Consider the following 21,185-nt stretch of genomic DNA (forward strand, 5'->3'; position numbering starts at 1 on the left):
CACTTCACGGCACAGCCTCTCACCGCACTGGAGACAGCGATGACCCGTCGTTCCATGACCAAGCGCGCAGCCATAGTCACCGCGACCGTGATCGTCGCCGTCGGCACGGTCGGAACCGTAGCCGCCACCGCCGGGACCGACGCTCCCGGGAAGCCTGCCAAGAAGGAGATCGCGGGCCTCTTCAACGGCTGGAACGCGGCCCTGCGGACCGGCGACGCCGACACGGTCGCGGACCGGTACGCCAAGGACGCGGTCCTCCTGCCCACCGTCTCCAACAAGGTCCGCACCGACCGCGCCGGCATCGTCGACTACTTCGAGCACTTCCTTCAGAACAAGCCGGTCGGCAAGAAGGTCCACACGATCATCAACGTCCTCGACAGCGACTCCGCGATCGACACCGGCGTCTACGAGTTCACGCTCACCGACCCGGACACCGGCGCCAAGCGCGTCGTCGAGGCCCGCTACACATACGAGTACGAGAAGCGGGGCGGCCAGTGGAAGATCGTCAACCACCACTCCTCGGCGATGCCCGAAGGCTGATCTCCACCTTCAGACCGCCCCCCGGCGCATCCGCCAGCGCCACGGTTCCGCCGTCGTCGGTCACCAGCTGTTTGACGACGGCGAGGCCGAGACCCGAGCCGGAGCGTCCGGTCAGGCCCTGACCGCGCCAGAAGCGGTCGAAGGCGCGGGACTTGTCGGCGTCGGACATGCCGGGTCCCTCGTCGAGCACCGACAGCACCACCCTGTCCGCCCGCGACTCGAACTCGACGGTGATCCGACCGCCGTCCGGCGAGACCTCCAGGGCGTTCGAGAGCACGTTGTCCAGCACCTGGTCGAGATGACCGGGGCCGGCCAGCACAGACGGCCGGTCGTCGACGACACTCCCCCTGAGCGCGATGGTGACTCCGCGCTCGTCGGCGGCCGGCCTCCACACCGTCAGCCGTTCGTCCACGATCTCCCTGAGCGGCAACGGCTCCGCGGCCGTCACCTTCGCCTCGGCACGGGCGAGCACGAGAAGGCCGTTGACCAGGCGGCTCATCCGGACCACCTCCGCCGTCGCCTGCTCCACGTCCTCCCGCACGAACTCGTCGTCCACGCCGTCCGCGATGTTGTCCAGCGACAGCCGCAACGCCGTCAACGGCGTCCGCAGTTGATGAGACGCGTCCGCCACGAAGATCCGCTGCGAGGCCACCAGCGTGTCCAGGCGTTCCGCGCCCTGGTTCAGGGTGCGGGCGAGCGTCTGTGTCTCCGGCGGGCCCGTCACCGGGGACCGCGCGGTCAGGTCGCCGTCACTGAACTTGCTGGCCATCGCGTTGAGTTCGCGCAGGGGAGCGGTGATACGGCGGGCGGCGTACGCCCCGATCGCGGCGGCCGCGGCCAGCACCAGCACGGCGAGAGCGGCCCGGAAGCCCCAGATCTGCCGCAGCCGCCTGGTCATGTCGGAGGTCGAGTAGACGATCCGTACGGCCGCGTCGTCCTTCGCGGGGACGGTGACCGTCAGGTGTCTGCCCCAGACGAAGTCGGAACCCCAGTCGGTCGTCGACTCGTTCTTCTGCACGGCCCGCTTCAGCGCCGCGTCGGCTGCGGGAACCGGCAGCGCGGGGTCGCAGTTCGCGGTGGGGGTCGCCTGGACGTCGCCGTACGCCGTGGCCACCTCGGTCAGGGCCTCGCACGAGGTACTGGTGCCGTTGCTCAGCAGCAGCGCCATGGTGTTCGCCTCGCGCAGGACCGACTGCCTGGTGTCGTCCCGCAACTGCTTGGTGAGCGTGAAGGCGACCGGGACGGTGAACAGGAAGATGGCCACCGCGACCAGCAGGATGTAGCTCCGGATGAGCTGCCGGTTCATGACACCCCGTCGCCCTCGGCGATCTCCAGCCGGAAGCCCACGCCCCGGACCGCCTCGATGACGACCGCCCCGGCGAGCTTGCGCCGCAGCGCCGCCACATGCACGTCCAGCGTCTTGGTCGGCCCGAACCAGTTCGCGTCCCAGACCGCCTCCATGATCTGCTCGCGCGACATCAGCGCACCGGGCTCCTCGGTGAGGAAGGACAGCAGTCCGTACTCCTTGGGCGCCAGGGACACCTCCTCGCCGTCGAGGCGGACCCGGGCGGCCTTGCGGTCGATGGTGAGGCGGGAGCCGTACGCGTCGGGGCCCGCCGCGGCGACCTCGCCACGCGGCTGGACGCGCCGCATCACGGCTCGTATCCGCGCGATGACCTCACGGACCCCGAACGGCTTGGACACGTAGTCGTCGGCGCCGAGCTCCAGGCCGACCACCCGGTCGGTCTCGTCGCTGCGCGCGCTGATCACGATGATCGGCACGTCACCGCGCCCGCGCAGTTCCCTGCACACGTCGAGGCCGTCGGTGTCGGGCAGACCGAGATCGAGGAGTACGACGTCGTAGGGGCCCTCGTGGCTCAGCGCGGCGCCGCCGGTGGAGACCCACTCGACCTCGAAGCCGTACCGGACCAGGCCACGTCTGAGGGACTGGGCGACCGGCTCATCGTCTTCCACCAGGAGTACGCGCACAGCCGCACCCTAGTGCTTGAAACTTAATTCACACCTGTCACATGGGCCACACATCGTCGTGTGACGCGGTGCACTTTTCCCGAGGTCCCCGGATGGGCATGCGCTGACCTGGGCGTCCGAACCTCGCGATATCTCACGATGCGATACCGCGGAGGTGAAAATCGGGCGCTCGTTAAACTGAGCCGACACACACGGACTGAGCGAGGAGCGCACGTGGGCCTTGTCGTGCAGAAGTACGGAGGCTCCTCCGTAGCCGATGCCGAGGGCATCAAGCGCGTCGCCAAGCGAATCGTCGAAGCGAAGAAGAACGGCCACCAGGTGGTCGTCGTCGTTTCCGCGATGGGCGACACGACGGACGAGCTGATCGATCTCGCCGAGCAGGTATCTCCCATGCCTGCCGGGCGTGAGTTCGACATGCTGCTGACCGCCGGAGAGCGTATCTCCATGGCGCTGCTGGCCATGGCGATCAAAAACCTGGGCCACGAGGCCCAGTCCTTCACCGGCAGCCAGGCCGGCGTCATCACCGACTCGGTCCACAACAAAGCCCGGATCATCGACGTCACGCCGGGCCGGATCCGCACGGCCCTCGACGAGGGCAACATCGCCATCGTCGCCGGCTTCCAGGGCGTCAGCCAGGACAAGAAGGACATCACCACGCTCGGGCGCGGTGGCTCCGACACCACGGCCGTCGCCCTCGCCGCCGCGCTCGACGCCGAGGTGTGCGAGATCTACACCGACGTCGACGGCGTGTTCACCGCCGACCCGCGCGTGGTGACGAAGGCGAAGAAGATCGACTGGATCTCCTTCGAGGACATGCTGGAGCTCGCGGCCTCCGGCTCCAAGGTGCTGCTCCACCGCTGTGTGGAGTACGCCCGCCGCTACAACATCCCGATCCACGTCCGGTCGTCCTTCAGCGGGCTGCAGGGCACATGGGTCAGCAGTGAGCCGATCGAGCAAGGGGACAAGCCGGTGGAGCAGGCCATCATCTCCGGTGTCGCGCACGACACCTCCGAGGCCAAGGTGACGGTCGTCGGCGTGCCCGACAAGCCGGGCGAGGCCGCCGTGATCTTCCGCACGATCGCGGACGCCGAGATCAACATCGACATGATCGTGCAGAACGTCTCCGCCGCCTCCACCGGGCTGACGGACATCTCCTTCACGCTCCCCAAGGCCGAGGGCCGCAAGGCCATCGACGCCCTGGAGAAGAACAAGGCCGGCATCGGCTTCGACTCGCTGCGCTACGACGACCAGATCGGCAAGATCTCGCTCGTGGGCGCCGGCATGAAGACCAACCCGGGTGTCACGGCCGACTTCTTCACCGCCCTGTCCGACGCCGGCGTGAACATCGAGCTGATCTCGACCTCCGAGATCCGTATCTCGGTCGTCACCCGCGCCGACGACGTGCCCGAGGCGGTCCGTGCCGTGCACAGCGCCTTCGGGCTGGACTCCGACAGCGACGAGGCCGTGGTCTACGGAGGCACCGGCCGATGACCGCCAGGCCGACGCTCGCGGTCGTGGGCGCGACCGGAGCCGTCGGCACGGTCATGCTCCAGATCCTGTCCCAGCACGCGGACATCTGGGGCGAGATCCGACTGATCGCCTCCCCGCGCTCGGCCGGCCGCAAACTGGCCGTGCGCGGGGAGCAGGTCGAGGTGGTGGCCCTGTCGGAGGAGGCCTTCGACGGGGTCGACGTCGCCATGTTCGACGTACCCGACGAGGTGGCCGCGCAGTGGGCGCCGGTCGCCGCCGCCCGCGGTGCCGTCGTCGTGGACAACTCCGGCGCCTTCCGGATGGACCCGGATGTGCCCCTCGTCGTCCCCGAGGTCAACGCGCACGCGGCCCGGATGCGGCCGCGCGGGATCATCGCCAACCCCAACTGCACGACCCTCTCCATGATCGTGGCCCTGGGCGCGCTGCACGCCGAGTTCGGGCTGCGGGAACTGGTGGTGTCCTCGTACCAGGCGGTGAGCGGTGCGGGCCGGGCCGGTGTCGAGACCCTGAGGCGGCAGCTGTCCATGGTCGCGGGCACCGAGCTCGGGACGCACCCCGGTGACGTACGGCGGGCCGTCGGCGACCACACCGGGCCGTTCCCGGAGCCGGTCGCCCTCAACGTCGTCCCGTGGGCGGGTTCGCTGCGCGAGGACGGCTGGTCCTCGGAGGAGATGAAGGTCCGGGACGAGACCCGCAAGATCCTGGGCCTGCCCGCACTGCCGGTCGCCGTGACCTGTGTGCGGGTCCCGGTGGTCACCGTGCACTCCCTCACCGTCCACGCCCGCTTCGAGGGCGAGGTCACCGTCCGCAAGGCGCGCGAGATCCTCGCGACCGCCCCCGGGGTCGTCCTCTTCGACGATCCGGCGGCCGGGGAGTTCCCCACGCCCGCCGATGTCGTCGGCACCGATCCCACCTGGGTGGGGCGGGTGCGGCGGGCGCTCGACGACCCCACCGCGCTCGAACTCTTCGTGTGCGGAGACAATTTGCGCAAGGGCGCCGCGCTCAACACCGCGCAGATCGCGGAGCTCGTGGCGGCCGAGCTCGTGTGACGTTCGTCCGGTGGCAGATCTGTCGTACGCAGTTGTGCCTACGGGAAAAGTCCTGGCCATGGCCGGAACGCTTTGTAGGATCTGTGTGCGACATGTGGTGCGACTAATGGTCCGTACCACTTGATCCCGGCGCTTTGGCGTCCGAAGATTTTCCTCCCCGCTCTCCGCAACCGTGCGAAGGGCGGGGAGCGTCTTTGCGAACGCCCTTTCAGGGGGCGCGGGGATGCATCCGAGGCGTGGGGACGCCTCGGCCATTCAGGACACAGGGGAAGAGCGGGTAGGGCATGAGCGCGTTCGACGCACGGTCAGTTGTGCTGCCTGAGAGAAGATGGACGGCTGCGTACAACCCTCACCGGGGTGAGCGTGTCCAACTGTCGTGGCTCAGGTACTCGACTTCCCTGCCGCGCCGAGCGGCGCGGCTGTCCTCCGACCCCGCAGGCCCGGGGCGCCCGGCGGCATGCCGGTGATCGCGCCGATGCCCGCAGCGCGGCCCGCCCGCATACCCAGTCAGCGTGACGGCGCCGAGGAAGAGGCGGCAGCCGGTACCACCGTCGACCACCTCACCGAGACCTACCGGGCGCACTACCGCTCGCTGCTGGGCCTCGCCGCTCTCCTGCTCGACGACACCGCCTCCTGCGAGGACGTCGTCCAGGAGGCCTTCATCCGCGTCCACTCGGCACGCAAACGCGTCCGCGACCCGGAGAAGACCCTCGCGTACCTGCGGCAGACGGTCGTCAACCTCTCCCGCTCGGCCCTGCGCCGGCGCATCCTCGGACTCAAGCTGCTGTCCAAGCCGATGCCCGACATGGCGAGCGCCGAGGAGGGGGCGTACGACCAGCTGGAGCGCGACTCGCTCATCAAGGCGATGAAGGGCCTGCAGCGCCGCCAGCGCGAGGTCCTGGTCCTGCGCTACTTCGCGGACATGACCGAGGCCCAGGTCGCCGACACGCTCGGCATCTCGCTGGGCTCCGTGAAGGCCTACGGCTCCCGGGGGATCGCGGCGCTGCGGATCGCGATGGAGGAGCCGGTATGAGCGGCGAGGGTGACTCCGAGGAACGGCGCCATGAACCGTACGACTGGCATGAGCCGACCTGGGTCGGCAAGCAAGAGCACAAGCAATCGCACGCTGGGAACGGAACTGTGAACCACGGCCCCGACGATCCGATCTCCACGGGGGAGTTCGACTCGGACGAGCTGGCACTGCGACGGATGCTGCACCAGGCGGTCCAGGAGATGGAGCCGCGTGACGGCAGCCTGGACCATCTGCGCAAGGCGGTACCGGCCCGGCGGGCACGCAAGCGACAGGCCGTCGTCGGTATGGCGGCCGCTGCCCTCTTCATGGGCACCGCGATCCCCGCCGTCGTGCACGTCTCCTCCACCGGCACCAGCGCCAACACCTCCAACGCCGGGCACGCCTCCCAGATGCAGGGCGGCGCCGGCCAGGGCAAGCAGGAGGCGGGCGGCGAGTCCACCTCCGGCGGTTCCGCGGGCAAGACCGAGGACAAGGGCAAGGGCGAGTCCAAGGACGCCGACAAGGGCAAGTCCGCGGGCGCGAGCACCGGAGCGAGCAGCGGTACCGACCCCTCCGCCACGACCGCCGCGAGCGCCCCGGTCTGTACGGCCGCACAGCTCGGCACACCGACGGCGAACACCGCGGTGCCCGACGCCTCCGGGACGGTCTACGGCACGTTCCACATCACCAACGGCTCCACCGCCGCCTGTACGGTCGCGGGCCCCGGCATCGTGACCCCGACCGCTCAGGGCGCGGCCGACGCGAGCAAGATCGGCGCCGCGCGGCATGTCTCCGGCGACGTGGCGTCGGCCGGGCTGCCCGACCCGTCCCAGGAGGTCTCCCAGCTGCTGCTGCAGCCGGGTTCCTCCTACGACGTGAAGTTCGCCTGGGTGCCGTCCGAGACGTGTCCCACCACGGAACCCTCGACCGACCCCACCCCCGACCCCACGACCTCCCCGGACGCCTCCAGCAGCGAGGGCTCCTCCACCGGCGGCGACACCGGCACCACCACCCAGCTCCTCACGGATGGCGGCACGGCCGACGGGAGTGTCCTGGTGACGAACACGGCGGAGGGCGGCGGACCGTCGGTGTCGACGACGGTGTCCAACGCGTGCGCGGGGGTTGTGTACTGGACGGGCCTGCTCACGTCGTCCTGACAACGTCGTGACGGTCTGAACGGGCGTTGACGAGGCTGAACGGGCGTCGGGGGACGCCCGGGCTCAGGCGCTCGCCTTCTCCTGAGGCTGCTCCTGGTCCCGCTGTTCGTCGTCCGGGAGGATGCCCAGTTCCGCGTCCCGGATGAACTCCACCTCGCGGCGCAGCAGGCGGAACCACATGAAGACCACGAAGCCGGCGAAGACGAACCACTCACCGGTGTAGCCGAGGTTCTGGAAGGCCTTGAGGTCCAGCCCGCTGTCGGCGGGCGCGGTCGCCGGTACGGCCGTCATCCCGGAGTCACCGGTGTTGAGGGTAACCCACGCGTCGTACACGCCGTACGGCACGAGGTTGATCAGCGAGGCCGCGCTGATCGCCGAGGTCTGGCCGGCCGGAAGACCGCCCTGGGCGCTGACGCCGTTGTCGCCGGGGGTCTCCGACGCCTGCAGCGCACCGGTGACGGTGACCTCGCCCTTCGGCGCGGCCGGGACCTTCGCCGGATCGGGCGTGCCCGGCAGCCAGCCCCGGACCACGGGCAGGGCCTTGCCGCCGTCGGTGCGCAGCAGCGTCAGGACGTAGTAGCCGTCCCGGTCGTCCAGTTGCCGGTCGGGGACGAGCAGCTGCTTGTCGTAGCGGCCGGTCGCGGTGGTCTGCTTGCCGGAGGTCACCTTGTCCACCGGCAGCAGCTCGACCAGCGGTCGCGCGGCCTCCCGCGCATCGGTGGTGACCTGCTGCTCGGCGTCCCGGCTCGCCGTCATCCGGTCCTCGAACCGGCTCAGCTGCCACGACCCCATGAAGATGCAGAACGGGATGGCGAGCAGCACGAAGACATTGATGCCGAACCAGCGGGGCGTCAGCAGAAACCGGTACACACTCCCACGGTACGGGGCCGCTCCGGGGCGGCGGGGCGCGGGGTCAGAACCGTTCCGTCAGGTGGTCCCGGCCGGCCGGGGGCTCGTACGGCTCCGGCCAGAAGTCGGTGATGGCGGATATACGGCCGCTCTCGTCCCCGGTGAAGAAGGAGATGGCGTACATCTCCTCCAGACCCACCGTGAAGTGAGCCCAGGTGACGACCTGGCCCGGTTCGGCGACGATCCGCTCGACCCGCAGATGCCAGTCACCCGGGTACTCACGGTTGAACTCGACGTACCGCTCCCGTCCGCTGATGCGCTCACGGGTCTGCGGCAGGGTGTACACGACGTCCTCGGCCAGCGTGTCCGCGAACGCGGCCCAGTCGCGGGCCTCGGCAAGGGCCCAGAAACTCTCGACGGTCTTGCGCAGATCGGTCATGGGGACGAGTCTGCACGCCGCCACTGACAACGGGCCCGGGCCGCCCTTTTCGACCTGGTCGGAAGGCGTTCGGGTAAGCGGCTGGTAGAAGTTTTCCACAGGCTGGGGACCTCGTCTGCGGATTGTCTGTGAAGGCAGGCAGTATGGGGTCATGACTGAGAGCAACGGGTCCGCCGCGGCCGAGCGGAAGCACGACATGCCGGACTGGGAGAAGCGCTTCCGGGCGCCCCGGGTGTCCCTGCCCGACTGGGCGGAGGACGCCCCCGACCGCTCCTTGTTCGTCTCCAACGCCACGGGGACCTACGAGCTGTACGCCTGGGACAGAGCGACGGGCGGACAGCGCCAGGTCACGGACCGGCCGAACGGCACCACGGACGGCGTGCTCTCCCCGGACGGCGCCTGGATCTGGTGGTTCGACGACAAGGACGGCGACGAGTTCGGCGTCTGGCGCCGCCAGCCCTTCGAGGGCGGCCCGGACGAGCTCGCCGCGCCCGGCCTGGGGGCCTCCTACCCGGCCGGCCTGGCCCTGGGCCGGGACGGCCGTACGGCGGTCGTGGGCTGTTCGACCGACGACGAGGGCACCTCCATCCACCTCGTGCGCACCGGCGAGGACCCGGTGGAGATCTACCGGCACCGCGAGTCGGCGGGCGTCGGCGACCTCTCCCACGACGGCTCGCTGATCGCGGTCGAGCACACCGAGCACGGCGACGCCATGCACTCGGCGTTGCGCGTGCTGCGCCCCGACGGCACTGCGGTCGCCGAGCTCGACGACACCAAGGGCGGCGCCGAGGAACTGGGCCTGGAGGTCCTGGGCTTCGCTCCGGTCGACGGCGACACCCGGCTGCTCATCGGCCATCAGCGGCGCGGCCGTTGGGAGCCGCTGGTGTGGGACGTGGCCACGTGCGAGGAGACCGACCTCGACCTGGACCTGCCCGGAGACGTGGGCGCCGAGTGGTATCCGGACGGCACAGGCCTGCTCATCGCGCACAGCTTCGAGGCGCGCAGCGAGCTCTTCCGGTACGACCTGGCGAGCGGCAAGCTCGAGAAGGTCCCGACCCCGCCCGGTTCGGTGTCCGGGGCGACGGCCCGCCCCGACGGCAGCGTGGAGTACCTGTGGTCCTCGGCCGCCGAGCCGTCGGCGGTGCGCTCGACGACGGGTGAGGTGGTTCTGGACCCGCCAGGTCTGAAGTCGCCTGGCTCGGTGCCGGTGGAGGACGTATGGGTGGACGGCCCCGGGGGCCGCATCCACGCCTTGGTCCAGAAGCCCGCCGGCACGACGGGGCCACTGCCGACGGTCTTCGACATCCACGGCGGTCCGACCTGGCACGACAGCGACTCGTTCGCGGCGGCTCCGGCGGCGTGGGTGGACCACGGGTACGCGGTCGTCCGGGTCAACTACCGCGGCTCCACGGGGTACGGGCGGGCGTGGACCGACGCGCTCAAGCACCGGGTCGGACTGATCGAGCTGGAGGACATCGCGGCGGTCAGGGAATGGGCGATCGGCTCCGGTCTCGCCGACCCCGAGCGGCTGATCCTCACCGGGGGTTCCTGGGGCGGCTACCTCACGCTCCTCGGCCTGGGCACCCAGCCTGAGGCGTGGGCCCTGGGAATCGCGGCGGTGCCGGTCGCGGACTATGTCACGGCGTTCCACGACGAGATGGAAGCGCTGAAGGCGATGGACCGTACGTTGCTGGGCGGCACGCCGGAGGAGGTGCCGGAGCGCTTCGAGGCGTCGTCTCCGTTGACGTACGTGGACCAGGTCAAGGCTCCGGTGTACATCTCGGCGGGCGTCAACGACCCGCGGTGCCCGATCCGTCAGGTCGACAACTATGTGAAGCGGCTGGAGTCGAGGGGGGCGGTGCACGAGGTGTACCGGTACGACGCGGGTCACGGGTCCCTGGTGGTGGACGAACGGATCAAGCAGGTGAAGCTGGAACTGGACTTCGCGGAAAGGCATTTGGGGTCGCGGCGGTAGGTATTTGGTCTGCGGGTTCGTTGTGGCTGGTCGCGCCCGCGCGGCGGGGCCGCTGATGTCACAGCCCCGCGCCCCTGGGTGGGTACAGCTCGGCCGACTTCGAGTGCACCCACTCAGGGGCGCGGGGAACTGCGCGACCAGCCCCCACCGCCCCGCAGCCGCGTAACAACCTGACCCGGCGGTATGGCTACGTACCCGCCCGGCCCCTGCGCCCCAGCAACTCCGCCAGCCCCCGCCGGGTCGCCGCCAGCACCACCCGGTCCGCCGCCTGCAGCACATACGTGTCCGGCAGGTCCCACGCCAGTCCCGGAGCGTCCCCGGACTCCTCCCGCGCCAGCACCCGCCAGGATCCCGCCCGGAACGCCTCGCCGACCGTCCGACCCTCCAACTGGGGATGGCCGCCCACATCCACCGCCGCGAACAGCAGCACCCGCCGCTCGACCGGGAACGCCCCCAGGATCTGGCGCCCCATCATCGCCCCGGCGAAGGCGGGAGCCGCCAGATGGGAGACACTCCGGCTCCGGGTGGAGGCCCGGGGGTGGGCGGCCCGCAGCGTCCGGTACACGGCCGTCGCGAAGTCGTCGTCGTACAGCCGCAGCACCACCCGCAGATCGGGCCGCACGGCCCGTGCGTACAGCACGGCCTCGAGATTCGTCGTGTCCGCGCTGGTCACCGCGAGCAGCGCATGGGCCCGGTGGATCTTGGCGGCCTCCAGGACCCCTTCCTGGGTGACGTCACCGAGCACCACCGGCACCCGCAGCCGTCGGGCCGTGGCGAGTCCCCGGGCCTCGGGGTCGGACTCGACGCAGACCACGGGGATGTTCAGCTCCCGCAGCCGCGTCAGCACCCGGGTGCCGATCTTGCCGAGCCCGAGCAGCACGACATGTCCGCCGAGGCCACGGGGCGGTTTGCGCAGGGAGGACGCGGTGCGGAAGGTGCCGAGCGCTTCCAGGACCGCCGCGAGGAGCACCGGAAGGAGCAGCAACCCGGCGAGTCCGGACAGCAGTTGCAGGATCTGCCGCCCGACGGACTCCCCGATCGCGGGGTCGTCGATCGCGAACAGATCGAGCAGGGTCAGATAAAAGGCGCGCAGCGGATGGATCCCGGTCACCAGCCAGAGCGCGACGGCGAGCGCGAGCACGCATCCCACCATCCCCGCCAGCGACCACCGCAGCCGCCGCGAGAACAGCGAGGCGAACCACGGCATCACACCCCGCCCGTCAGGTAAGGAGGGTCCGGCGTAGGACACCTGCTCCAGCACGACGGTCGCGCGCCCGCCGCCGGCCCGTACCGCCGCCGCGTCCGGCAGCAGCGTCGGCCCCTGGTCGACGCCGGGCCCGGCACTGTCGGTCGGTGAGAGCAGGGCGAGCGTGGCAAGACCCGGGTCGGCGCTCGTCCCGTCCCCGGACGGCGGCCTTTCGACCGCCCGCAGCAGCAGGCCGCCGGTCTGGAGCACCTTGCTGGTGCCGGTCAGGGCGGTGGCGGCCAGCGCGGGCGCGGCCGTGTCGGCGTCGGAGAGCACGGTCGTGGACGCGTCGAAGCCGGTGCCGTCGGCCGAGCCGCCCGCCCCCTCGCCGGAGGCCAGCGCGGCGGCCTGGTCGAGGAGTTCCTCGATGTGCTGGCCGAGGCGCCGGTTGTACAGCCGCAGCACGAGCCGCAGCCGGGGGTTGAGGCGGCGGGCGGTGAGGGCGGCACGGATGTTGGTCTCGTCGTCGTCGTACACGAGCGCGAGCGCGTGCGCCCGCTCCACGCCGGCCTCGGCGAGCGCGGCCTCGGTCGGCTCGGCGGCCTCCATCAGCCGTACGCCGCCCGGCGGTTCGGCAGCAGGGACCGTACCGGCGTTGCCGCCGCCCCCGTTGCCGGTCAGGCCGGCGGCCGCCGTCACCACCCGGTCGAGCAGCGCGGACGCGGCTCGGGCCCGCACGACCACCGGTGGCCGCACGGACCGTTCGGAGGCCGGCACGACGAGCGTGACCTGCTCGCCGTAGACCCCTCTGAGCTCGGCCGCCAGCCGGTGCGCGAGCCCGTCGTCCCCGCACACCACCATGTGCGCGGCCGTGTCGCCCGGCAGCCCTGGACTCTGGTTCGGAACGCTCCCCACAAGGGAGAAGAGTGCCTCACCGTGACGCGTGGTGCCACGGCCGGGGCCCCGGGTGATGTCATGTGATGGCCAACCTTCCCCAAGGAATCCCCAAACCCCCGCGCACACTGAACAAACGGACCTGCACCGCCGTACGCACCAGCAGGGGAACCAGCACCTCACCACCGGAGGGATCCCGGCCGTGGCCGTCACCAAAGCACCCCCGCGCACGCGGGACACCGGCGAGGACCCGCGCCCGGCACCGGACCCGGAGGCGCGGCGCCTCAGCTCCCCCCTCCTGCTGACCCTGCTGATGCTTCTGGTGGTGCTGGGCCAGGGCCCGATCCGCGAGGCGCTGGGCGCGCCGGTCATGCAGAGCTGGATGACGGTGTTCGTCGCCGTGCTCGTCCAGGCGCTGCCCTTCCTGGTGCTCGGGGTGCTGCTGTCGGCGGCGATCGCGGTGTTCGTGCCGCCGTCCTTCTTCGCCCGCGCTCTGCCGAAGAACCCCACCCTCGCGGTGCCGGTGGCCGGGATGGCGGGCGTGGTGCTGCCGGGCTGCGAGTGCGCGTCCGTGCCGGTGGCCGGAGCGCTGGTGCGCAGGGGCGTCACCCCGGCCGCGGCGCTCGCCTTCCTGCTCTCCGCCCCGGCGATCAACCCGATCGTGCTGACGGCGACCGCCGTCGCCTTCCCCCGCAACCCCGAGATGGTCGTGGCCCGGCTCGTCGCGAGCCTGCTGGTGGCCTGCGTGATGGGCTGGCTCTGGCTGCGCCTCGGCCGCACCGACCTGTTGAAGACGCCGGCCCGTCACGACTACGAGGGGCAGGGCAAGGGCGCCGCCTTCTGGGGCTCGGTGCGGCACGACGTGATGCACGCGGGCGGCTTCCTGGTCGTCGGCGCGATGGCGGCGGCGACCCTGAAGGCCGTGGTCCCGCAGACGTGGCTGCGTACGGCTGCGGAGAACCCGGTGATCGCCGTGCTGGCCCTGGCGGCCCTCGCCGTGGTGCTGTCGATCTGCTCGGAGGCGGACGCGTTCGTGGCGGCCTCGCTCACCCAGTTCTCGCTCACCGCGAAGCTGACCTTCCTGGTCGTCGGCCCGATGATCGACCTCAAGCTGTTCGCCATGCAGACGGGCACCTTCGGCCGCGCCTTCGCCCTGCGCTTCGCCCCCGCCACCCTCGCGCTGGCGATCGTCGTGTCGGTCCTGACCGGGCTGGTGATGCTGTGAACCGGCAGGCACAGTCGGCGGTCCTGTTCGTCCTCGGCGCGGCCCTTCTGCACGCGGGCGCCACCGACCTCTACCTCCGCTACGTCAAGGCGGGTCTGCGCCCGCTGGTCCTCGCGGCCGGTGTCGTCCTCATCGCGACGGCGCTGGCGACGGCCTGGTACGAGTGGCGGGCCAGAGCCAAGGAGGAGGAACACGCCCACCGTGAACCCCGGGTCTCCTGGCTGCTGGTCCTGCCCCTCTTCGCCCTGATCCTCGTCGCCCCGCCGGCCCTCGGCTCCTACAGCGCGATGCGCACGGGTACGGCCCTGCAGCAGTCGTACGGCTACACGAAGCTCCCGAAGAGCGGACCGGTGCCGCTCAGCCTCGCCGACTACGCGGGCCGGGCCGTCTACGAGCACGGCCGGGGTCTCGACGGACGGCAGATCGTCGTCACCGGGTTCGTCGCCCTGGACCACTCCGGCGCGCCCTACCTGGTCCGCATGGCCCTCAACTGCTGTGCGGCGGACGCCCAGCCGGTCAAGATCGGCCTCACCGGGAAGATCCCGCCGGTCCTCAAGCCGGACGGCTGGCTCCAGGTCACCGGCACCTACACGGCCAAGCGGACCAAGGACACGGTGAACGGCGGTCCGATCCCGTACCTCGAGATCACGCAGGCCAAGCCGGTCCCGACGCCGCACGACCCGTACGACGAGACCTGGAACAACTGACGCTCAGCCCTTCAGCGAGGCGAACGCCTCGTCCAGCAGCGCGACGAGGTCGAGGCGTCCGTCGGAGGCCGTCCAGTACTCCAGGGCGATGTTCAGGCAGTTCAGCGCGGCGCCGGCGCGAGCGGCCAGGGCGGGCCGCCAGCTGTGCTGTTTCTCCAGGTGGCGGGCGCGCAGGGACGGCGTGTCGTAGACGAGCCGGGTGGTGGCCAGGGCGCCGGCCGGGTCCTCGTGGTAGCGCCCGATGGGAGATCCCCGGCCGCCAGCGAACCCAGGAACACCCCGACCTCGCCCAGCACCGCCGCATCCGCCGCAGACGCCCGCAGCCGGTCCCGGATCGCCACTCCGGACGGGTCGGGCACCACGAACGACGCCGCCAACTCCCGCAGCCCGCCCACCCGCTCCCCTCCCGCCAGGCCGAAGACCCCTCTCACGGCAGTCAACGAGCAACCTCGGAAAAGGTCACCCGTTCGCCCCCAGTACTCCCGTTCCCCTCAGGGCCTCGAGCCCAGACACCCCCTGGCGGCAGCGAAGATCCCCGGCGCACCGCAGACGACCGGCCCACCCATCCGGCCCCGTCACTCACTCAAGCCTGACTCCCGCTCACTACGTCGCCAGCAGTTCCGAACCCCTCCGAGCGCGGGGCGCTGCCGCGGAGGCGTCGGCGTCACGCCCACCCGCCCGGCCCTTGCCCCTGCGGGAACCTCCCCCTAGCCTGCAATCTGACGATCCATCAGATACCGGCTAGGGGGCAGGCAATGGCCGTCACCACCGAGAGCGGAACCCGGGACATCCCCAAAGTCATCAGCGTGGACGATCACGTGATCGAGCCCGCGCACCTCTTCGAGACCTGGCTTCCGGCGAAGTACCGGGACAGGGGGCCGAAGCCGCTCACCGCCGGCATCGGGGACCTCGCGTACGTCGGCGGGAAGTACCGGTTCACCACCGACCCCGAGGGTCAGATGACGGACTGGTGGGAGTACGAGGGCGACCTCTTCCCGTACAAGCGGATCATCGCGGCCGTCGGCTTCTCGCGGGACGAGATGACCCTCGACGGGATCACCCGCGAACAGATGCGGCGGGGCTGCTGGGATCCGAAGGCCCGCGTGGCGGACATGGAGATGAACCATGTCGAGGCATCCCTCTGCTTCCCCACCTTCCCCCGCTTCTGCGGGCAGACCTTCGCCGAGGCCAAGGACAAGGAGGTCGGGCTCGCCTGTGTGCGCGCCTACAACGACTGGATGGTCGAGGAGTGGTGCGGGGACAGCGGGGGCCGGCTGATCCCGCTGTGCCTCATCCCGCTGTGGGACATCGACCTCGCGGTCACCGAGATCCACCGCAACGCCGCACGGGGCGTACGGGCCGTCACCTTCAGCGAGATCCCGACCCACCTGGGGCTGCCGTCGATCCACTCCGGCTACTGGGACCCGTTCTTCGCGGCCTGCGAGGAGACCGGGACGGTCGTCAACATGCACATCGGCAGCAGCTCCCAGATGCCGGCCGCGTCCCCCGACGCCCCGCCGGCCGTGCAGGCCTCCCTCTCCTTCAACAACGCCATGGCCTCGATGATGGACTTCCTCTTCTCCGGGGTCCTGGTGAAGTTCCCGCGGCTCAAACTGGCGTACAGCGAGGGCCAGATGGGCTGGATCCCGTACGCCCTGGAACGCGCCGACGACGTCTGGGAGGAGCACCGGGCGTGGGGCGGCGTCAAGGACCTGATCCCGGAGCCGCCGTCGACGTACTACTACCGGCAGATCTTCTGCTGCTTCTTCCGCGACAAGCACGGCATCGAGGCCATCGAGACCGTCGGCGTGGACAACGCGACCTTCGAGACCGACTACCCACACGTCGACTCGACCTGGCCGCACACCAAGAAGGTCGCGTGGGAGCACGTGGCCGGGCTGTCCGAGGAAGTGACCTACAAGCTGCTGCGGGGGAACGCGATCCGGATGCTGGGGCTCGGCTTCGACAAGTGAGCCAGGAGGCCCACCGCGAGGCGTCCGGCGCCCGTGTCCACGTGGGCCGCCTGGCTTTCCTGCTTGCGGTACAGAGGCCGGCGGTCTCGGAGGCCGGCAGGGGTACCAGGCGGACGCGGAGGGTCGCCGGGTGCACCCGCGTGAGCAAGTCGTTCGCCGCCCAGTGGTCGAGTACGGCGCCCCGATCGGCCCAGCCCTACTCGGGGTCCACGGGGAAGCCGTCCGGCGGCCGGTCCAGCGCCCGTGAGGTCGCCCGGCCGAGTGTGGGATCCGCCTCCAGCGCGGCCAGGTCCGGGCGACCGCGCCCCGGGGTGAGCAGGTCGCCGGCGTGCAGGACCTTCACGTACGGCCCCGTCACGTGCGTGGGCGCGATGGTGCGGGCGATATGGCCCGCCGGGGCGGGGGCTGATGGAGGGTCATCCGCGGGCGTCAGGGACGTGCGGGCGCACCTCGTCCGTCCGGACGTGAGGCGTAGGCAGTCGGCAGGGAAGGGCATGAAAAGACCCGACCGCTGGCGACGGGGGATGCACCAGCGGTCGGGCTGTGGCCAAGACTAACAAGGCCGCAGGAACAGCGGGAGCGGACTGCTCGGCTGCGGGGAGGAGTTGTGATCGGGATCACGTGATGCGCCTCAGTCGCACGGAGGATCGTACGAGAGCCGCGGCAGGTACTCCTCCCAGGCCCGGCGGGTCAGAACGTTCGACGTCGTGGCGCAGATACGGCTGATCGCGTCGTCGACGTCCAGGTCCCACAGCCGGATGGTGTCCCCGCCGCTGGAGACCCCGAGCATGCGGCTGTCGGGGCTGAAGGAGAGGAAGCTGCCGGTCTTGGCGCTGGGGCTCATCGACTGCCCGATGGGGCCGGCCTCGGACGGGTCGGCCACGTCCCAGAGCCGGACCGTGTTGTCGTTGCCGCCGCTCGCCAGCGTGGTGCCGTCACGGCTGTACGTCAGCGACGCGACCGCCTCGGTGTGCCCGGTGAGTGCCGCGCCCGTCTGCTCGGCGTGCGCGGGGTCGGTCACGTCCCACAGCCGGACCGTGTCGTCGTTGCCGCCGCTGGCCAGGGTGTGCCCGTCCGGGCTGAAGGCGAGCACGTTGACGGGCCCGGTGTGCCCGGTGAGCGGCTCGCGGAGCGAGGTCGGCCGGGCCGGGTCCGTCACCTTCCACAGCCGGATCGTGCCGTCGGCGCTGCCACTGGCCAGGGTCCGGCCGTCCGGGCTGAAGGCAAGGCCGTCGATGTACCCCTTGTGGCCGGCGATCGGGCCGTGGGAGACCGGGTGGGCCGGGTCGGTGACGTCCCACAGCTGAAGGTTGCGGCTGTCGTAAGCGGTGGCCAGGGTGCGTCCGTCCGGGCTGAACGCGAGTGCGTCCGGACCCATGAAACGGGAGCGCAGGACGAGTGCCGGACCGTAGGGGACGGGGTGGGCCGGGTCGGTGACGTTCCACAGGTGGACCCGGCCGGTGGTGAGCACCGCGAGGGTGCGGCCGTCGGGGGAGAAGAGCACCTGGGAGTCCGGATCGCGCGCCACGGGTGTGAACGGCTTGCCCAGGGCCACCGGCCGGGCCGGGTCCGTCACGTTCCACAGCCGGATCCGCCCGTCCCGCCCGGACGTGGCGAGCACCTCGCCGTCCCGCCGGAACGCCCCGCTGCTGCCCACCAGGTCTCCGGCCGGGATCGACCACAGGCGCACCTTGCTGTCGCCGCTGCCGGTGGCGAGGGTCCGGCCGTCGGGGCTGAAGCCCAGCGCGTACATCTCCCCGCTGCTGCCGGCGAGGGGCTCCCCGATCTGCGAGGGGTACGCCGGATCGGTGATGTTCCACAAGCTCGCCGTGCTGTCCGCGCTGGCGGCGGCGAGCATGCTCCCGTTCGGGCTGAAGGCCACGGACCAGATGGGACCGGTGTGCCCGGTGAGCGGCGAGCCGACAGGACGCGGATCGGCCGGTTCGCTCACGTCCCACAGCCGGACGCTGTTGTCCGCGCTGCCGCTGGCGAGCACGGTGCCGTCCGGGCTGAAGGCGACCGAGTGCACCAGGCCGGTGTGACCGGACAGGACCCGTTCGTACGGCCGTGGCCTGCGCGGATCGGTGGTGTTCCACAGCCGGATCGTCTGGTCGTCGCCCCCGGCTGCCAGCATGTGTCCGTCCGGGCTCCACGCCACGGACCGTACGGCGGCCCCGGCCCCGGTGAGCTCCGCGGGAGGCTGTTTCCCGTCACGCATGTTCCACAGCCGTACGGTCCTGTCCTCACCGGCGGAGGCCAGGGTGCGCCCGTCCGGACTGAAGGCGATCAGGTAGATCGTGCCGAGGTGACCGGTCAGGGGAGCGCCGAGCGGCTTCGGCGAGCGCGGGTCGCCGATGTCCCACCGCCGGATCGTCCCGTCGTCGCCTGCGCTCGCCAGCGTCCTGCCGTCGGGGCTGAAGACCGCGCTGCTCACCCAGCTCGTGCCGCCGGAGAGGGGCTTGCCCAGCGCCTTGGGGCGGGACCGGTCGCTGACGTCCCACAGCCGCACGGTCCGGTCGTAGCCGGCGGTGGCGAGGAGCTTGCCGTCCGGGCTGAACGAGGTGAGGTAGACGGCCCCGGTGTGGCCGGTGAGCGGGGTGGCCAGCGGGGCGTTGACGATGGAGATGAGCCGGGTGTTGGTGCCCTCGTCGGCGGGCCTGAGGCCGTGTGCGACCAGGTCGATCCGGGCGGACAGCGACGGATCCGTGTACTGGACGCGGTCCGCCTCCGCGACGACCTGCTCGAACACGGCGTCGTTGCGCTGCTGCCAGGCGACCACCGCCGAACCGACGGCCACCATCGCGAGGACCACCAGGGCCGACACCGCGCTCCGGGCGATCAGGACCGTACGCCGGCGCAGCCGGACCGAGGCGGCCAGGAACTCCACACCACTGCGGGTCAGGTAGGTGTCCCCGGCGGACTTCGCCCAGGTCCGCGCCTGTTCGAGCCGCGACCCCCGGTACAGCAGCGACGAGTCGCGGTTGGAGCCCTCCCAGGAGCGGCCGTCCTCCTCGATGCGCTGGCGCAGCAGATGGTCGCTGCGGTCGTCGTCGATCCACTCGCGCAGCCGCGGCCAGGCCGTCAGCAGGGCCTCGTGGGTGATCTCCACGGTCTCCGCGTCCAGCGTCACCAGCCGGGCCCGCACCAGCGCTTCGAGGGACTCCTCCGTCTTGCCGGGGTCCGTCGACTCCGCGGTCAGCCGGCGCCGGGTGCCGCGCCTGCGGGTGGCCTGGGTGTCCTCGCCCAGGCGTACGAGGCGGAGCAGCAGCAGCCGGGCCGCCGTACGCGCCGCCGGGTCCAGAGCGGACCAGGCCCGCTCGGCGGTCGCCGCGACCGCGCCCTGGATGCCACCGGCCGCGCGATAGCCGGCCAGGGTCAGCCGGCCCGCCTTGCGGCGCTGCCAGGTGGAGAGCAGGGCGTGCGAGAGCAGCGGCAGCATGCCCGCGCCGTGCTCGCCCACGGCCCGGAAGGCGTGGGAGGTGCCCCCACCGCGCGGACCATCGGCGCCCACCTCGCGGATGATCAGCTCCGCGAGCCCCGGTTCCAGCTCCAGGCCCACGGCCCGGGCCGGACCGGTCACCGCCTCGCGCAGCTCCCCGCCGGTCAGCGGTCCGAGCACCATGTGGCGGTGCTGGAGCGCGTCGGCCAGCTCGGGATGGTCGAGGCAGCGCTCGTAGAAGTCGGCGCGGATGCCGAGGAGCACGAGGGCGGGCGCGGCCTCGTCCGGGCCGGCGGGCGTGCAGGCGGCGTGCAGGACCTGGACGAACGTACGCCTGGCCGTCTCGTCCGAGCAGAGCGTGAACGCCTCCTCGAACTGATCCACGATCACCACCGGCCGGGCGTTGGCGGCCTCGCGCTGAGCCCACGAGGCGACCGCTTTCCGGACGGCGGGCGCGAATTCAGGAGGATGGTCGGGTCCGTGAGCTTCCGCGCCGTCCGCGCCGTCTGCGTCGTCTGTGCCGGTCACAACGGCTTCCAGCCCGGGTATACGGCGGGTCAGTTCCGCGAGCGGGTCGGCGCCCGGCACGAGCTGGAGGATGGGGCGGTCGCCGGACTCGCCGTCGCCGTCGAGCGCGCCCTCCTCCAGGGCCGTCACCAGACCGGCGTTGAGCAGGGAGGACTTGCCCGCGCCCGAGGCGCCCACGAGCATCACCAGACCGCCCGTGCCGGTCTCGGCCGCCGAGGCCAGAAGCTTGACGAGTGCCTGCGTGCTCCGCTCCCGGCCGAAGAACCAGCGGGCGTCCTCCTGCCGGTAGGAGGCCAGACCCCGGTACGGGCAGACCCCGGCGGGGGCCTCCGGCTGGGGCCCCTCGTCCTCGTCCGGAGCCAGCGCGCGCTCCCACAGCCGCTGCCACTGGCCGAGGTCGTACAGACCGGCGGAGACGGGGGTGGGACTGATACGCCGTGCTTCGGGAATGAGGATGTGCAGCACGGCCGCGAGGGCGGTGAACTGAGCGGGCACGTTCCGGGCCCGCCGCCAGTCGCTGATCCGCTGCGCGGACACCCGGACGGGGCGCCCCCGCTCGTCCACACGCTGGAGCCGGCCGACGCCTTCCGACACCCGCTTGAGGGGCGGATTTCCCGCCTCTCGGTACAGCAGGGCGAGACGTTCCGCGAAGGCCGTGCGTGCCCCTGAGTCGGAACTCAAGGTTCCACCCCTTACTTCCCTCGCGGTTGAATCCGGACCGGAAAAGTCACT

The 21,185-nt window shown here is 71.2% G+C and carries 17 protein-coding genes; 9 read left to right on the top strand and 8 right to left on the bottom strand.

The features are described from left to right. Positions 1-39: 39 nt before the first annotated feature. Complete coding sequence (locus BFN33_RS36820; RefSeq protein ID WP_069764533.1) at positions 40-540, top strand: SgcJ/EcaC family oxidoreductase; 501 nt, start codon at positions 40-42, stop codon at positions 538-540. Here BFN33_RS36820 and BFN33_RS36825 read toward each other — a convergent pair. Next, on the bottom strand, positions 506-1,846 hold the full coding sequence (locus BFN33_RS36825; protein ID WP_069764534.1) for a HAMP domain-containing sensor histidine kinase: 1,341 nt from the start codon (positions 1,844-1,846) through the stop codon (positions 506-508). The genes BFN33_RS36820 and BFN33_RS36825 overlap by 35 nt on opposite strands. Further along, complete coding sequence (locus BFN33_RS36830; RefSeq protein ID WP_069764535.1) at positions 1,843-2,529, bottom strand: response regulator transcription factor; 687 nt, start codon at positions 2,527-2,529, stop codon at positions 1,843-1,845. Before BFN33_RS36830 ends, BFN33_RS36825 begins: the two co-directional genes overlap by 4 nt. A 213-nt stretch (positions 2,530-2,742) precedes the next feature. Between BFN33_RS36830 and BFN33_RS36835 the strand changes: the two genes are divergently transcribed. The 4 genes from BFN33_RS36835 to BFN33_RS36850 all read left to right on the top strand — a co-directional run bounded on the left by BFN33_RS36835 (position 2,743) and on the right by BFN33_RS36850 (position 7,238). Continuing rightward, the gene (locus BFN33_RS36835) at positions 2,743-4,020 is read left to right on the top strand and encodes an aspartate kinase (protein WP_057612334.1); all 1,278 of its coding nucleotides are present in this window, start codon (positions 2,743-2,745) and stop codon (positions 4,018-4,020) included. Then, entirely contained in the window at positions 4,017-5,069 is a 1,053-nt protein-coding gene (locus BFN33_RS36840) for an aspartate-semialdehyde dehydrogenase (protein WP_069764536.1), read from the top strand. Before BFN33_RS36835 ends, BFN33_RS36840 begins: the two co-directional genes overlap by 4 nt. A 376-nt stretch (positions 5,070-5,445) precedes the next feature. Further along, positions 5,446-6,102, top strand: coding sequence for a SigE family RNA polymerase sigma factor (locus BFN33_RS36845; protein WP_176742543.1), 657 nt, complete (start codon positions 5,446-5,448; stop codon positions 6,100-6,102). 107 nt (positions 6,103-6,209) lie between these two features. Next, positions 6,210-7,238, top strand: a complete 1,029-nt coding sequence (locus BFN33_RS36850) for a hypothetical protein (RefSeq protein ID WP_069764717.1) — start codon at positions 6,210-6,212, stop codon at positions 7,236-7,238. Between the two features lie 63 nt (positions 7,239-7,301). Here BFN33_RS36850 and BFN33_RS36855 read toward each other — a convergent pair whose 3' ends face one another. Both BFN33_RS36855 and BFN33_RS36860 read right to left on the bottom strand, forming a co-directional pair. Next, positions 7,302-8,108: an SURF1 family protein gene (locus tag BFN33_RS36855; RefSeq protein WP_069764538.1), complete on the bottom strand. Its 807-nt coding sequence runs from the start codon at positions 8,106-8,108 to the stop codon at positions 7,302-7,304. A gap of 43 nt (positions 8,109-8,151) precedes the next feature. Then, on the bottom strand, positions 8,152-8,526 hold the full coding sequence (locus BFN33_RS36860) for a nuclear transport factor 2 family protein (RefSeq protein WP_069764539.1): 375 nt from the start codon (positions 8,524-8,526) through the stop codon (positions 8,152-8,154). 151 nt (positions 8,527-8,677) lie between these two features. Here BFN33_RS36860 and BFN33_RS36865 point away from each other — a divergent pair, with 151 nt between their 5' ends. Then, entirely contained in the window at positions 8,678-10,501 is a 1,824-nt protein-coding gene (locus BFN33_RS36865; protein ID WP_069764540.1) for a prolyl oligopeptidase family serine peptidase, read from the top strand. A gap of 187 nt (positions 10,502-10,688) precedes the next feature. On the opposite strand, the gene BFN33_RS36870 is transcribed toward BFN33_RS36865, so the two are convergent. Then, positions 10,689-12,548, bottom strand: a complete 1,860-nt coding sequence (locus BFN33_RS36870) for an NAD(P)-binding protein (RefSeq protein WP_069764541.1) — start codon at positions 12,546-12,548, stop codon at positions 10,689-10,691. Positions 12,549-12,783: 235 nt separating this feature from the next. Between BFN33_RS36870 and BFN33_RS36875 the strand changes: the two genes are divergently transcribed. Further along, positions 12,784-13,806 carry a permease gene (locus BFN33_RS36875; protein WP_069764542.1) on the top strand — a complete coding sequence of 341 codons (1,023 nt, stop codon included), beginning with the start codon at positions 12,784-12,786 and terminating at the stop codon, positions 13,804-13,806. Continuing rightward, positions 13,803-14,513, top strand: coding sequence for a TIGR03943 family protein (locus BFN33_RS36880; RefSeq protein ID WP_069764543.1), 711 nt, complete (start codon positions 13,803-13,805; stop codon positions 14,511-14,513). The genes BFN33_RS36875 and BFN33_RS36880 overlap by 4 nt, the downstream gene beginning before the upstream one ends. 3 nt (positions 14,514-14,516) lie before the next feature. Here BFN33_RS36880 and BFN33_RS53395 read toward each other — a convergent pair whose 3' ends face one another. After that, positions 14,517-14,960, bottom strand: a complete 444-nt coding sequence (locus tag BFN33_RS53395) for a hypothetical protein (protein ID WP_176742544.1) — start codon at positions 14,958-14,960, stop codon at positions 14,517-14,519. 308 nt (positions 14,961-15,268) lie between these two features. Between BFN33_RS53395 and BFN33_RS36885 the strand changes: the two genes are divergently transcribed. Continuing rightward, positions 15,269-16,486, top strand: coding sequence for an amidohydrolase family protein (locus tag BFN33_RS36885; protein WP_069764544.1), 1,218 nt, complete (start codon positions 15,269-15,271; stop codon positions 16,484-16,486). 196 nt (positions 16,487-16,682) lie between these two features. On the opposite strand, the gene BFN33_RS55630 is transcribed toward BFN33_RS36885, so the two are convergent. Beyond that, the gene (locus tag BFN33_RS55630; protein WP_176742545.1) at positions 16,683-16,844 is read right to left on the bottom strand and encodes a hypothetical protein; all 162 of its coding nucleotides are present in this window, start codon (positions 16,842-16,844) and stop codon (positions 16,683-16,685) included. A 273-nt stretch (positions 16,845-17,117) separates the two neighbouring features. Beyond that, positions 17,118-21,134 (bottom strand): AAA family ATPase, encoded by a 4,017-nt coding sequence (locus BFN33_RS36890; protein WP_069764545.1) that lies wholly within the window; start codon positions 21,132-21,134, stop codon positions 17,118-17,120. Positions 21,135-21,185 lie beyond the last annotated feature (51 nt).

This window comes from Streptomyces sp. LUP47B (assembly GCF_001746295.1).
Taxonomy (GTDB): Bacteria; Actinomycetota; Actinomycetes; order Streptomycetales; family Streptomycetaceae; genus Streptomyces.